Origin of the sequence: Arthrobacter sp. B1I2 (assembly GCF_030816485.1) — a bacterium.
GTDB lineage: Bacteria > Actinomycetota > Actinomycetes > Actinomycetales > Micrococcaceae > Arthrobacter.
Map to the genome: position 1 here is coordinate 4,227,774 of NZ_JAUSYC010000001.1, position 13,802 is coordinate 4,241,575.

Below are 13,802 nucleotides of genomic sequence, written 5' to 3' on the forward strand. Positions count from 1 at the left end.
CCGAACAGTGGAGCGGCCAGCCAGCAAAGGACGCCGGAAGCATGTTCGTCGGATGCGCCGTCATCGGCGCAGTGCTGTGCCTGGTCCTGATGATTTTCATTCCCGGGCTCAGGAGCGGCGGGGCTTTCACTCTCTTTACCGGAGTATTCGCCTTTGTCTTCACCGCACTGGCAATCAAAGGTAAGGCCTCCGCCGAGCGCAGGTTTCTGGAGGGACTGACAGGCACGGTCAACGACATAATCGTGGGGCTGACAGGAAATATTGCCAATCAGTTGTCGGCGAAGCAGTTCAGGTCGCTGATCGAAACCGGCAAACCCCTCCCCCTCCTCGTCAATGGTGTTCCCGGGCTGGAGCTTCTGGCGATCAGGGAGCAACCGCCTGCGCAGGTACGGAATCCCGTCATAAAGCGCGTGGACAACGTGGTCTGGACAACGCGCATCGCCATCACCGCCACACCGCCCGACTATGGAATAACGAGCTTCGACCGTTTGCTCGCCGCCGCTGCAAGCGCCAGCGGGAACAGCAACGATGAACTTCCGTAGCAGTTTTGTCAGTGCCGGTTGCTATGTTTTGTGAGATGTCAGGATGAGGGGGACAGCATGACGAGCACTATTTATGCTTCGGTGGGCGATGCTCTGGCCGAACTTGCAGTAATTATCAGCCGCGTTCAGGCCAAGGATCCGCTCGCTCCTGTCACCATCCTGGTCCCGTCCCACGCTTCCGGGAGGGATGTGGCCCATTTCCTGGGCAGGACCCTCAACGCTGGTGCAGGAAGTGCGGGCATCAAAGCACTCACGCTGAAAGACCTGGCTAGCGACCTCATCGCCGACGAGCCCGCCATCAACGGGAGACGTCCGCTTCTTCCGGTACTCCGGCTGGGAGCAGTAACAAAGGTCCTGACCGACGAACCCGGGCTCTTCAAGGATGTCGCTGACCAGCCCGCCACCGCCCGCGCCCTAGCCAAGACGCCCGAGCTGCTGGATGCAGGACCAGACCTTCCCGACCCTGCACTCCCCGGCCTCATGCATGAAGTTCTTCGAATCCACGGCATGGCCAAGCAGGCGCTCGGACCACAGTGGTACACGGACCATGAGGCCTTTGCCCTCGCAGGCAGCAAACTTGGAACCAGCGCTGTGACGCGGCGACTCGGCACTGTCATCGGCTTCATGCTGGGCGCCGAAACCCGGCCCTCACCGGCCCTCTTCAAAGCACGTCTCGAAGAGGCCGGGATGCATCAGATCACCGCGTCCGGGTCCGCGGAGAGCGGCACAACCCTGATGACCGCTTCAGACGCCGACGACGAAGTCCGCGCCGTGGTCAGGCTCGTCGTCGAAAAACTGGCAGCAGGCACTCCGGGCCACCGCATAGGTATCTTCCACTCCGCCGCCCAGCCCTACGCCTCCTTGCTGACGCAGCGGCTTAGCCAAGCCGGAGTTACGTTCGTCGGTCCGGCAGCCCACCGGCTCGTGGACTCGCCCCTCGCCCGCGGCTTGCTTCAGTTGCTGAAACTTGACCCGCAGCTTCCCGACACGCGAACCATCCTGAACATCCATGCGGAAGGCACATTCGCCTGGCAGGAACAGCAACTGCCCAGCAGTGCCACGTGCGAAAGGCTTTACGCCAATCCACCGGCCGAAGAGGACGCCGTCGGGAAAGACCCTGCTGCCTTCGCCTCCCGCCTTGAGCGGTTCAATATTTTCCAGTCCTTTGCCGGAGCACTTGCGGCCAGGCTTAGCCAAGTCCACACGGCTGCAACCTGGAGCGAGGCATCAGCGGTGCTGGTCTCGCTCCTTGAAGATTTTATGGGCCCCCGCACAGCCGGTGAACGGCCGGAAAAAACTGCTGCCCGCGGCGCCCTGGTCGAGACCGCCCTGGATCTCCGGCACCTCGACGGCGTCGGCCCCAAGCCCCGTCCCTCGCTCATCCAAAGTGCCATGGAGGACGCCATAACCTCAAAAGGCGGCTGGACCGGGAAAAGCGGCACCGGCGTCGTCATCGGCAGCCATGCCGACGCCGTGGCAAGGGATCTGGACGTCCTGTTCCTTCTCGGCACGGCGGAAGGTCTGGCGCCGGCAAGAATCCGGGAGGACCCGCTCCTTCCGGACAGCGTGCGGGTCCTAATGGGTGGCGGACTCCCCACTGTGGAGCAGCGTGCGGAAGCCACCAAAGAACAGTTCTTTGCTGCCCTCGCTGCCGGGTCCGAGCGGACCCTCACATACCCGCGGGGCGATCTGCGCGGATCCGGCAGTTATCAGATCTCCCGGTGGATCACCGCCAGGCCCAGGCCCCAGGACGAACTGCAGTCATTTGCCCACGGCATCGAGAACAGCGCCCCCACCGTGGCTGCGATTCCCCCGACAGCCCAGGAATGGCGGCTGCGCCGCGTCCTCACTGCCGAGGAGCGCACAGCGGCGCTTCGGGACGATACTGCGCTGCAGCGCGCACTCGCTGCTACCCGTGACCGGCGCGATGGCATCTTCTCCAGGTTCAACGGCAACCTCGGCGCCGATGCCGGGGCCGCCATCATGGACCCCGAAAAAGCCCTGTCCCCCACGCGCCTCGAAGACTGGGTGACCAGCCCGTTCAGCTACTTCCTAAAGCACGTCCTGAAGGTGAACATCCTGGAGGACGCCGCACTAGAGGTGCAGATTTCACCGCAGGAGCGGGGCACACTTGTCCATCAGATACTGGAGGACTATGTCCGCAGTATCACCAAGGACGGCCTTCCGCCGTCCTTGGACCGCCTCATGGAGCTGGCAGACGCGGCCTTTGCGCAATCCGCTAACCCGGCGTGGCTCAGCCACGTCTGGGAGCGCAACCAGGCCATGATCCGCCAGGATCTGGCGCGGGTGCTGGAAGATGACAACGAGAGGTTCGCGGACGGCTGGAACTACCTCGCGGAAGAGGCAAGCTTCGGCCCGGAGAACACGGACAGCTATCCGCCGGTTGAGCTGGCCCTTAAGGACGGCATCGTGGTCCGGTTCCGCGGGAAGGTGGACCGGATCGACGGCCATAAGGACGGCCGAGTCCGGGTCATCGACTACAAGACCGGCAAAGTAAACGACAAATACAAGGCCCTCGGGAAACATCCGACCGCGGAAGGCACCCGCTACCAGCTGCCCGTTTACGGCCTGTTCGCGCAAACCCTCCGAACCTCTGCCTCCCCTGTAGCAGCGGAATACTGGTTCATCTCGAAGGCCGGCAACTTCGAGAAGATCGGCTATACCGTGACGGATGACGTCGTGGAGCAGCTCCGCACAGACGCGGGCCTCATCATTTCGGCACTGCGGAACGGGGTCTTCCCCCCACGGCCCGAGTCCGACCGCTATGTCAACTTCACCACCATGATGGGAGCCCCGGAGCTCGGCCAGCAGTGGCTGAAGCTTCAGAATGCCCCCGAAATTCAGCCGTATGCCCAGCTCCTGAAGGCGGAGAAATGAAATCCGAAGTCCTGGACCTTGCAGACCAGATTGACCGCACGCTCATCGAGAAGGAGCTCGACGCAAACATCTTCGTCGAAGCCGGCGCCGGGAGCGGCAAGACGCATGAACTCGTCGAGCGAATCTGTGCCATGGTCGACGCCGGCGTGGAACTTAGGAGCGTGGCAGCCATCACCTTTACGGAAAAGGCCGCAGGGGAGCTCCGGGAACGGGTCCGGGGGCAACTGGAGGATGCCAGCCCGACAGACCTGCGCCGGCGGGCCCTCGACCAGCTGGACACCGCGCCCATCGGCACCATCCACTCCTTCGCTGCCCGCATCATCAGCGAACATCCCATCGAGGCCGGCGTCCCTCCCCTGATCACCGTGGTGGATGAGCTGCGGTCCCGGATCGCCTTTGCCCGCCGCTGGGAGGCTGCGCGGCAAAAACTCTTCACCGACCCGTCCATCGACGACGCCCTCCGCATCCTCCTCGCAGTGGGCGTTTCACTGGACCATCTGCAGAACGTGGCGTCTGACCTGGACTCGAACTGGGACCGGCTGGAAAGCCACCCTCCGCAGCGGCGCCATATCCCGGCCGTGGAGCTGGGCCCGCTTCTGCGCCAGACCTCCGAGGTCCTCGCGCATACTGACCACTGCACGGATCCGGCAGACAAGCTGCTCAGCGCCTTCGAACACATCAAGAGCTGGCACGGCCGGCTCGCCGAGGCCGAAACCGGCGAACTTGGCTTGGTCCTCGAGCTCTTGCAGGCTGTCCCGACGAAGGGCTTCGGCGGCGGCCAAAAGGGCAACTGGTCCGTCAACGTCGCTGAAGTGCGGAGCTCCTGCAAGGATCTGGCTGATCAAGCCATCGCCCTGCGCAACAGCTTCGTCCAGCCCGCCGTCGAAACCGTCACGGCCGCCATGGCCGAGATTCTTCTAGAGGCTGCCCGTGAACGCCAGCACAGCGGCGAGCTTGAGTTTCACGACCTCCTGATCCTTGCCCGGGACCTCCTGGTCGGCGAGAACAAACATGCCGTCCATGCGGCACTCCACGATCGTTACCGCTGCATCATGCTGGACGAATTCCAGGACACCGACCCCGTCCAGGCGGAACTTGCCACCCGGATTGCGGCGGACGAGGTCTGCGGGCCCGAGGGCTGGGAACAGCTGAGCGTTCCGCCGGGCCGGCTGTTCACCGTCGGGGACCCGAAGCAGTCCATCTACCGCTTCCGCCGGGCCGACATCGCCACCTACCTCGCGTCCCAGCAGCGCTTCTCTGACGACCCCTCTTCGAGCATCGCCTCGCTCCAGACCAACTTCCGCTCAACCGGAACGCTTCTCGACTGGATCAACGGCACCTTCGGGCAGCTCATCGTGCCGAGCGGCACCATCCAGCCCGAATACCGCCCGCTGACACCCGATCCCAAGCGCCCTGACTGGAACAACGAACACGGCCCCGCTGTGACGGTCATTGGCCGGGCTGGCATCCAGCCCGGTGAATCGGGAAAGGTCACAGCTGATGCCATGCGCCGGCAGGAAGCGGCCGACGTCGCGGCAGCAATCAGGATCGCAACTGGCACGGCAGGGCTGCCGGGCTGGCAAAAACAAAGCAAACGGAAAGTGTCCGGTGGTTTCGAATGTTCGCCAATCGAGCTGAAGGACATTTGCGTACTGATCCCCACCCGTACGTCGCTTGCCGCGCTTGAGGATGCTCTGGACGACGCAGGCATTGAGTACCGGGCCGAGGCATCTTCGCTGGTCTACTCTACCCAGGAAGTCACGGACCTGCTGCTCGCGATGCGAGCCATCTCCAACACAGCGGATGAAACCGCGCTGGTGTTATCCCTGCGGTCGGCGATGTTCGGCTGCGGCGACGATGAACTGTTCGAATGGAAGCAGGCAGGAGGGCGTTGGAACATCTTCTCGAATGCGCCGGAGACGCTCAGTAACTCCCCTGTGGCAGACTCCCTGCAGTACCTTGCGGCCCTCTGCCGCGATATCGAGGTGCTGACGCTGGCCGAGATCATGGAACGCATTGTCACCGACCGGCGCATGCTGGAGGCAGCTATCGACGCCCCGCGCTACCGGGACGTGTGGCGCCGGCTCCGCTTCGTCGTCGACCAGGCCCGCGCCTGGACCGAGGCCACCCACGGCAGCCTGCGGGACTACCTCGTCTGGGCTGCCGCGCAGCAGGAGGAGAACTCCCGGGTCAAGGAAGCCGTAGTGCCGGAGACCGATGTCCAGGCTGTGCGGATCATGACCATCCATGCCTCCAAGGGGCTGGAATTTCCCATGGTGATCCTGGCGGGAACGGGCTCCGGCCCGAACAACCAAAAAGCTGCAGCCCTATGGGACCAGGATTCCCAAGTGCAGGTGCACTTCATCCGCGACATCCGGTCGGCCGGTTACGGTGCCGCGGAGGGAGTGGAGGACCTGTTCGGCGAGGCAGAGCGGATCCGGCTGCTTTACGTGGCGTGCACACGCGCGGAAAGCCACCTCGTCGTATCCCACTACGTAAACGCCAGAAACAGTCTTGGCCAGTTCCTGAGGGACGCAGACACTGCCTCGGCGCCGGACCTCGACATTCCGGAGGAGATGCCACTACAGGCGGGAGCGTCCCACAAGGTCCTGCCAGTGGAAGCGTTCGACGCGTGGCAGCAGCGCCGCGACACGTGGCAGAAGAACTCCGCCATCGCATCCGCCACCTCGGTCACCGCGACTGCCAAGGGAGCCGGGGACCTGGCCGGACTTGAATCCGACGGGTGGCCGCGTTTTATGAGCATCGAAGAGGACGGAACACTGCCGTCATTCGCACCGCCGGGCGGGGAGCACGGCCAGGAATTCGGGACAGCGCTGCACCGGCTGCTGGAACTCAGCGACCTGCGCGAGGCCTCGAACTTCGATGAGCTCGCCGAGAGGATCGCCAGCGCGTCCGGACTGTCAGATCCGGAGGGCCTCGCGGAGCGCGCCCGTTCCGCGCTGAGGAGCGCACCGGTTCAGCGCGCCGCCGACCGGGAACACTGGCTAGAGCTGCCCGTTGTCACGTCCATGGATGGTGTGACACTGGAGGGCATCATCGACCTGATGTACCGGGAGGACGACGGGACGCTGGTTATCGCCGATTTCAAGACGGACATCAGTGTTCCGCAGGAGAGGCTGGCGGCGTACTGGCGCCAGCTTTCTACCTACGCCGGAATGGTGGAACGCATCACCGGCCAGACGGTACGTGAGCTCGTTCTGATCTTCTGCAGGGCCGGAGACGCCGAAATCCGCCATCAGGCGCGACATGACCCATCTGAGGGCGGATCGTAGTCGCCGGACGCCGTCACCACCACCGGTGGCGGCACTCGGGATTCTGGCATGCCCACTTCGGCACACCCATTTCGACTTTTCCGGTGGCGGGATAGACCCTGAGTTCCTCCATCATGCCGCAGCCGGCGAACTCTGCCTTGGGAAACTGCTCCCGGGTGTCGGGCATGATCATGCCGTACATGACGCGCCAGGCTTCATGCCCGCACACGGGGCACTTCCTTGTCGCATTTGCTCTCGTTGTCTTGTCGTCCTTGGTCATGAGAGCAACCTAGCCCTGGCCGCGGACATTCCAGGCAGTTACAAAAACTTCTTAGCGCTAAGCGCTTTTTGTAACCCGTGAACTTCGGTTATGCCGTCAACCGCTCAGTGGCGTACTTGTTCAGGGGCACTCCGTGATTGGCAGCCTCGATCGCCAGCTTCCGATGAAGTTCCGGAGGTACCCGAAGGTTGAGGCGACCACTGAACTTTTGCGTCGCGATGGGTTCAGGCACGGGCTCTCCCGACTGTATAAGTTCATCGATGACATCGGACACTAACCGTTCGATGCCCCGAAGCGCCTCGAACTGGTCCTCGTCCAGCCAAGAGAGGGAAGGGAACTCAAGGACAGTGGCCACAAATTCCTGGTCCTCGGGCGACCACTGGACCGAGTAACGGTACTGCGCCACCGTGGACGGTGCGGCAGCTGCTTTTCGAGTGGACATCTACTTCTCCTTGCTCCGATCGATGGCGGCTATGGCTTGCTTCACCTGGTACGGCTTGGCCTTGCCATTCTTGTTCTGCAGATTGATCCTGGGATCCCCCGACCAGGGCATTTTGAAGATTGCATTGTGGCTCCCGGAACCTGACCTCGGTTCCCCAAAGTAATGAGTACAGAGTTTGAGCATGTCACTGTAGGAGACGTTGTCAGGTGAGTTTCTAGCTTGCTTTTCGATCTTGTCGATGCTCGCCACAACCTCCATGGTGCCACTTTAGGCACCAAGTTTTCAAGGTGCCCTTGGCCTTCCGGTGAATCCCGCCCTGCCTCCCATGGGGCTTCCGCAGTTACCTACAGCCGCCGGTGCCGGAACGTCGGAAACAATTGCCCCACCCTCGCCACCGCTTCAATCGAGACATCCACCGCCCGAACGCCGCGCTCCAACCCACGGTCGGCTTCCACACCCCATCCGATCCACATGGTCACTGCGCCCCACCGGCACCAGCCACTGCTCTGTCTTGCGGGTGCCGGGCACCCACGACGAGCAAAACAGCAGGACCCGGGTAGCCAGTTACTGGCTGGAACTCCTATCAGGCTAAGCTCGGGCTTACGCCTCGCGGTTCCTGGGACTTCGCCATAGAGCCCGCGACCGCTGGATTGCAGCTCCCAGGTCCGTCTTCGCCCTTTGACTCACCGAATGACTCAGCGAAAATTCCGACCAGCCGAGTGCGATCCGGTCCGACAGCCTTCAGTTTCCTCTGAGCAACGCAACGATCTCGTCGTGAAGCCTATGGTCGTCGGGTTTGAGGCCGTCAAGGACGTCCTGGATACTCAGGGTCGACTGACGGATCTCCTTGACGCCGGCCCGCGTAAGGAACAATCGCGAGTAGTCCGCTTGGCCCGAATCGACCGTCCGGGTCCAGCTCGGATCCCGTTCGTTGGCGAACCACGCAGACGGCCCGAACTTGAGTTGGAGCCGCGACTGGCCCAAGTCGTTCGATTCTTCCTTCACTTCAATGTTTATAGTCCACTGGTATATCCCCGCGAGTCTGGCGTTGACTCCAAGCACAAACCCCTCGCCCCAAGTCGCGTTGAGTTGGCGTCTGAGGGGACCCTCGCTGAAGGCGCTGAGGCGCCCCTTGGCTCGCTGGAGGAGGTCGCGGCCCTCGCCAAACCGTTCCTTCGCCTGCACCGCAAGATCATCAGCAAAGCGCTCGGCGGCTACATCCTGCGGCTGCTCCTGGTATCTGCAAATTTCCCCGGTATCACACATGGCAACGACGAAGCTGAGCACTTCCTGATCACCCACGCGACCCCTTCCCCTAACGAACTTACGGTGCAACTGCTCGATGAATGCATAGGCATCGGGATTTTTCCGCTGGTATGCCCTGTCGCCACCTACGTGTTCCAGCAGTCGCTCAGCTAACTTGCCATACGTAAGGACCGCGGCGTCCTCCCACCCCAAGGTCTGCAAGGACACATCTTCATCGCGACACAAAAGAGCGACGACACCACGCTTGCCGTCCCGGACGCTGAACGCCAGATAACCGCTGTAACTGTGACCGTGACCGTCAGAGGTGAAGTAGTTCTCGATGACGACGACCGCATCTTCGCTCTCAAGGACAAGGTCGGCGATGTCCGCGCCCGCCCCGCCCACTGCGATATTCACCTCCTGACGCACCAAGTAGCTGCCATGTGGAAAGGGGTCGCTCCCCACCGAAACCCGGTTCAACTCGTCGATAAAGATCCGCAGAAAACGGTCGCCCAGGTTGTGCGTCTGCGCGGGGTCCAACAACCACCTGAAAACATTCGAGATCTGCTTCTCGTGGAGTCCGTGGTGCATGACGTCAAAGACGTTGAAACCCAGCTTTAGGGACCTGCCAAGCACTGGCAGGAGCCCAGTTACCAAGTCATCTGACACGACATCATCCCCCTGGCATCGACGTTAAGGCCAAATGGAAGACGAGGCCATTGGCTAAAGAATAAGACAACCTCGAACGCTAAACAGGAGCTCGGCCGCGCTCCGCAGGTGATTAAACTCTTCGGGGATTTATTCGTCGGTCGCTTCATCGCTGCCGGTCTCAGACCCGACAGCCGTCTGTTCGTCGCGCTTTTTCCGTTTGAATAGACCTGCCACGCTCCCGCCGACCGAGCCCGCCGTGCCGGCGATGGCGCCACCGACGCCCTTGACCGCGGTGGGGGCCTGGGGCTCATCCGGGATCCCGTCTCCGTCGATGTCCACGCTCCGGAACGCGCGCGTTACCGTGTCGGCTGCGGTTGCTACCCCTGCGCCCACTGCGACGGCGCCTGTCGCGACGCCGCCTCCGACTGTGCTGGCAGTGCCTGCGATCCAGTTTCCCGTTATCTTCGCGGCATCTTCCATGGCTGCCAGGGCTCGGTTTTGGTCGACGTCGCCGTCCTCTGCGTCAGCTTCGACAGGAACAGCAAGATGTTCGGGGAACGCGTCTGGGGCATCGGCGAATGCTGCCCGGGCTGCGATGACGACTTCGCGACCGAACACGAAGCGCGTGACGCCTCCCGCCAAGGCTCCAACACCATATTCAATCGTTGACTGCTGCTTTCCACTCAAGTTTTCGCGCACGGTGTCCAGCTGCCCCGTCTCCATGGTCCGAACCAAACTCTGCGCGGCGCCTCCAGGGAGGGTATCCGCGAGCGTATTTGCCCAGTGCGACCAGTCCGTGCGGCCAGCAGCGATCCTATTGCCGCCACCGACGACACCTTCAGCCGATGCGCTTGATAGGTCTGTCGCCATCGTTGCGATTTGCTTCTGGCTCACGCGTTCATTAGAGAGGCCGTAGACAAGCGCGAGCGCCTGATCGTTGTCGAGGTCCATTCCGTGGATATCGGCAATAGCGAGCGCGAAAATCGCGGTGATCTCGAACTGCAGCTGCTCATCGCCTGCGGGAAGGAGGGCAGCGGCCCGCTGTGCACCGTTCTTCGCAGTACCCAGCGCCATGTTCTTTGCGGCCTGTTTCGCAGCGCTCTTTGCGGCAAGTTTGACGGCTTCCTTGCCGGTCTTCTTGGCGGCCTGTTGTCCCGCACTCTTCATGCCGGCTGCTGCCGCCCCGACTCCTGGAATCATCGCGATACCAATATCAGCCGCGATCGCGCCGGCGCTGAGGCTGCTGGTGGTCGAGGTTAATGTGCAACCTGCCCGTGCCGCCCGCTACAACCGCGCGATGGGACGCAGCGGGCCTTCGCCTTCGTGAAGCTCTGGCACCCAGCCGCCCTACAGCAGCCTTCGCTGCCGGAACATCGGGAACGACTCCCGCACCCGCTCCACCGTTTCCAGCGAAACCTCCATCGTCCGCACCCCAGGCTCCAGCCCGAGGTCCGCTTCAACCACCCCCATCGGGTCCACCAGCACGCTCCGCCCCACCGATACCGGCGGTGCCTGGCACACCCCCGCCACGTACACGCTGTTCTCAATCGCCCGCGCCGCATTCAAAGCAAGCCACTGCTCAGTCTTGTGCTCGCCCGGCACCCAGGAGGAGCAGACCAGCAGGACTTCCGCACCGGCGTCGGCCAGCGACCTGGCCAGCTCCGGGAACCGCAGGTCGTAACACGTCATCAGCCCGAACCGCACTCCCCCATACTCGAACACCACCGGCGCAGTGGACGGTCCTGGCTTGATGAACGTGGACTCCCCGAAACCCTGCGCGTCGAAAAGGTGGATCTTCCGGTAGAAAGCCAACCGGCCGCCGTCGGGCCCGAAAGCCACCAAAGTGTTGTACGCCCTGCCCGGCTCCTCCGAGGTTTCCACCACGCGCCCGCGACCACCGCGATCCGGTGGCGGCGGGCAATAGTGGCGAGCTCCCCGCAGACGGGACCGTCCAGCGGCTCGGCCACCGCCGGGAACGTCGCGTCCACCTTCTTCTTCTCGTAAGTGGCGTACTCCGGGAAGGCGACCAGCGCGGCGCCGTCGTCCGCTGCCTGGGAGGCGAACCGGTCGATCGCGGCGAGGTTCACCTGGATGTCGGCGCCCGACTCCAGCTGCCCCAGCGAAATCCTCACAACCGTTCCTTCCCTCAACCAACAGGCCAAACTACCAACTGACAAACGTCAGGCGGCTGCCTCGACCGTCGCCTTCTCCGTGGCCGTCATCTCCGGCGGCGCCGCCTTGAAGCCCCGCGTGATCAGGGCCAGGACCACCACGCCCAGCACCAGCCAGGAAACTCCCAGCGTAATGGCGTTGCTGTCCAGCTGGGAGAGCAGGTAGGCGCAGATGATGGCGCCGATCACCGGGACCACCACGTAGGACACCGGGTTCAGCTGCTGCCCGGCCCGGCGCTGGCGCACATAGTGGAACACCACCGAGGCGTTCACCAGCGTGAAGGCGGTGAAGGCACCGAAGTTGATGAACGACGTCGACGTGGCCACGTCCAGGAAGATCGCGATCAGGCCGATGATGCCGATGATGACCAGGTTCACCACCGGGGTGTGGAACTTCTCGCTGAGTTTGCCGAAGACCGCCTTGGGCAGGACCGAGTCGCGGCCCATCGCATACATCAGCCGGGACGCGCTGGCCTGCGCGGCGAGGCCGGAGGCGAACTGCGCCACCACCAGGCCGGCCAGGAACACGGCGCCGAACAGCTGCCCGCCGATCTGCAGCGCGATGGAGCTCGCCGCGGACGCCGAGTCCTCGAACACGCCGCCGGGGTGAACCAGCTGGGTCACGTAGGACACCGCCACGAAGATGCCGCCTCCGATCAGCGCCACGAGCATGATGGCCCGTGGCATGGTCTTGCGCGGGTTGACGGTCTCCTCGGTGAGGGTGGTGACGGCGTCGAACCCCAGGAAGGAGTACGCGGCGATGGCCGCGCCAGCGGAGATGGTGGCGAAGCTGGCGGTGTCGTTGACAAACGGCTGGCCGCTCACCAGTCCCCCGGCCCCGGAAGTGGACACCACATTGCCGATGGACAGCGCCACGAAGAACACGATGACCAGCAGCTGGAACGCCATCAGCACGTAGTTGGCCTTGTCCGCCACCTTGATGCCCAGGATGTTCAGCAGCGTGGTGATCACGATGAAGCCCACGATCCAGAGCCCGATGGGGATGCCAGGGAACTGCGCGCTCAGGTACGAGCCGCCGATCAGCCAGATGACCATGGGCAGGAACAGGTAGTCCAGCAGGATGGCCCAGCCCACCAGGAAACCCACCCGGGGATCGATGGACCGGCGCACGTAGGTGTACGCGGAGCCGGCCACGGGGTGGGCGATGGCCATCCGGCCGTAGCTGTGCGCGGTGAACAGCATGGCGATCAGTGCCACCAGGTAGGCGGCCGGCGAGGCGCCGCCGGTGGCTTCGGCGATGATCCCGAAGATCCCCAGGACGATCAGCGGGGTGAGGTACGCGAGGCCGAACAGGACCAGCGAGGGCAGTTTCAGCGTGCGGGTGAGCGTTGTTGTCACGGTGTTTCCTTAGGGCTTGTAGGACGGCGGTGTCCAGGTGGCCGGGTTGATCCGGCCTTGGTAGACGGAAAGTTCGACGGCGGGCTCCCCCTCGCGGAACTGCGACCAGGGGCGGTTGAGGTTCTCCGTGCCGTGCGTGCGGACGCGCTCGACGGCGGCCAGGTCCAGTTCCGCGGTGAGCAGCCGCGGTTGATCGTCCGGTGCCTCGGCGAGGGTGTTGCCCTCCGGGTCCACGATGATGCTTTGGCCTTTCCCGGTGGGTCCGGCGCAGTTGACGCTGACCATAAAGACCTGGTTGACGATGGCGTTGGCCTGGGCGAGGACCAGTTCCTGTTTGCGGTCCGGGGTGGTGGTCTTGACGACGTTGAGGATCACTTCGGCGCCCATCCAGGCGAGCTGCCGGGACACCTCCGGGTACCAGGCGTCGTAGCAGATGTTCAGGCCCACCCTGCCGATGCCCGGCAGGTCCACGGTGGTGAACCGGTCGCCGGGGTCGTAGGGCTCGAACGGGCGCCAGGGGAAGATCTTCCGGTAGTAGCCGGCGAGTTCCCCGTCCGGGGACAGGACCAGCTGGGTGTTGAACAGCTGTCCTTCCGGGCCGCGTTCGCAGACGCTGCCTGGGACGAGCCAGATGTTGAGGTCCTTGGCGAGCTGTTTGAGCTCGTTGACCCGCGGGCCGTCCAGGGGCTCGGCACTTGCCCTGAGCATTTCGGCGCGCTGCAGGTCCGGGTTTTGGTCCCCGAACAGGTGCAGCTCGGGGAAGACCACCAGATTGCTGTGCGGTTGGGCTTCGAGGGCTGCTTTGACCTCGTTGGCAAAGGCCGAGACGGGTCCGCCGATGAGCCGCGGCCGTGCTTGGGCGGCGACGAGGGGAAGGATGCGTTGCATGGGTTTTTCTCCGCGTTGGGGTGTGATGCGGGTTATATTAGATCAGAATGATCC

The 13,802-nt window shown here is 63.4% G+C and carries 11 protein-coding genes and 1 pseudogene; 3 read left to right on the plus strand and 9 right to left on the minus strand.

All coding sequences use genetic code 11. The features are described 5' to 3' along the window. Positions 1-41 precede the first annotated feature (41 nt). Genes QFZ57_RS19530 through QFZ57_RS19540 form a run of 3 tightly spaced genes read left to right on the plus strand, consistent with a single transcriptional unit; the run spans position 42 to position 6,733 of the window. Positions 42-542: a hypothetical protein gene (locus tag QFZ57_RS19530; RefSeq protein WP_306901426.1), complete on the plus strand. Its 501-nt coding sequence runs from the start codon at positions 42-44 to the stop codon at positions 540-542. A 57-nt stretch (positions 543-599) separates the two neighbouring features. Then, complete coding sequence (locus QFZ57_RS19535) at positions 600-3,440, plus strand: PD-(D/E)XK nuclease family protein (RefSeq protein WP_306901427.1); 2,841 nt, start codon at positions 600-602, stop codon at positions 3,438-3,440. Next, on the plus strand, positions 3,437-6,733 hold the full coding sequence (locus tag QFZ57_RS19540) for a UvrD-helicase domain-containing protein (RefSeq protein ID WP_306901428.1): 3,297 nt from the start codon (positions 3,437-3,439) through the stop codon (positions 6,731-6,733). The genes QFZ57_RS19535 and QFZ57_RS19540 overlap by 4 nt, the downstream gene beginning before the upstream one ends. A 13-nt stretch (positions 6,734-6,746) precedes the next feature. Here QFZ57_RS19540 and QFZ57_RS19545 read toward each other — a convergent pair whose 3' ends face one another. From QFZ57_RS19545 to QFZ57_RS19585, 9 genes and pseudogenes are all read right to left on the minus strand, one after another. After that, entirely contained in the window at positions 6,747-6,992 is a 246-nt protein-coding gene (locus QFZ57_RS19545) for a hypothetical protein (RefSeq protein WP_306901429.1), read from the minus strand. A gap of 88 nt (positions 6,993-7,080) precedes the next feature. After that, on the minus strand, positions 7,081-7,434 hold the full coding sequence (locus QFZ57_RS19550) for a type II toxin-antitoxin system HicB family antitoxin (protein WP_306901430.1): 354 nt from the start codon (positions 7,432-7,434) through the stop codon (positions 7,081-7,083). Continuing rightward, entirely contained in the window at positions 7,435-7,692 is a 258-nt protein-coding gene (locus QFZ57_RS19555) for a toxin HicA (protein ID WP_306901431.1), read from the minus strand. A 483-nt stretch (positions 7,693-8,175) separates the two neighbouring features. Further along, complete coding sequence (locus tag QFZ57_RS19560) at positions 8,176-9,348, minus strand: PD-(D/E)XK nuclease family protein (RefSeq protein ID WP_306901432.1); 1,173 nt, start codon at positions 9,346-9,348, stop codon at positions 8,176-8,178. 129 nt (positions 9,349-9,477) lie between these two features. Continuing rightward, positions 9,478-10,497: a hypothetical protein gene (locus QFZ57_RS19565; protein WP_306901433.1), complete on the minus strand. Its 1,020-nt coding sequence runs from the start codon at positions 10,495-10,497 to the stop codon at positions 9,478-9,480. Between the two features lie 180 nt (positions 10,498-10,677). Beyond that, a complete protein-coding gene (locus QFZ57_RS19570) occupies positions 10,678-11,169 on the minus strand; it encodes a nitrilase-related carbon-nitrogen hydrolase (RefSeq protein ID WP_306901434.1) in 492 nt (163 codons plus the stop codon). 104 nt (positions 11,170-11,273) lie between these two features. Then, a pseudogene (locus tag QFZ57_RS19575) lies at positions 11,274-11,462 on the minus strand (nitrilase-related carbon-nitrogen hydrolase); the annotation flags it as partial. 48 nt (positions 11,463-11,510) lie between these two features. Beyond that, complete coding sequence (locus QFZ57_RS19580; protein WP_306901435.1) at positions 11,511-12,860, minus strand: APC family permease; 1,350 nt, start codon at positions 12,858-12,860, stop codon at positions 11,511-11,513. A 9-nt stretch (positions 12,861-12,869) separates the two neighbouring features. Continuing rightward, complete coding sequence (locus QFZ57_RS19585; RefSeq protein WP_306901436.1) at positions 12,870-13,748, minus strand: carbon-nitrogen hydrolase family protein; 879 nt, start codon at positions 13,746-13,748, stop codon at positions 12,870-12,872. Positions 13,749-13,802 lie beyond the last annotated feature (54 nt).

Coding starts and splice junctions, on each gene's coding strand:
- QFZ57_RS19545 (WP_306901429.1), bottom strand. CDS start 6,992: ATGACCAAGGACGACAAGACAACGAGAGCAAATGCGACAAGGAAGTGC.
- QFZ57_RS19565 (WP_306901433.1), bottom strand. CDS start 10,497: ATGAAGAGTGCGGGACAACAGGCCGCCAAGAAGACCGGCAAGGAAGCC.
- QFZ57_RS19540 (WP_306901428.1), top strand. CDS start 3,437: ATGAAATCCGAAGTCCTGGACCTTGCAGACCAGATTGACCGCACGCTC.
- QFZ57_RS19550 (WP_306901430.1), bottom strand. CDS start 7,434: ATGTCCACTCGAAAAGCAGCTGCCGCACCGTCCACGGTGGCGCAGTAC.
- QFZ57_RS19555 (WP_306901431.1), bottom strand. CDS start 7,692: ATGGAGGTTGTGGCGAGCATCGACAAGATCGAAAAGCAAGCTAGAAAC.
- QFZ57_RS19585 (WP_306901436.1), bottom strand. CDS start 13,748: ATGCAACGCATCCTTCCCCTCGTCGCCGCCCAAGCACGGCCGCGGCTC.
- QFZ57_RS19535 (WP_306901427.1), top strand. CDS start 600: ATGACGAGCACTATTTATGCTTCGGTGGGCGATGCTCTGGCCGAACTT.
- QFZ57_RS19530 (WP_306901426.1), top strand. CDS start 42: ATGTTCGTCGGATGCGCCGTCATCGGCGCAGTGCTGTGCCTGGTCCTG.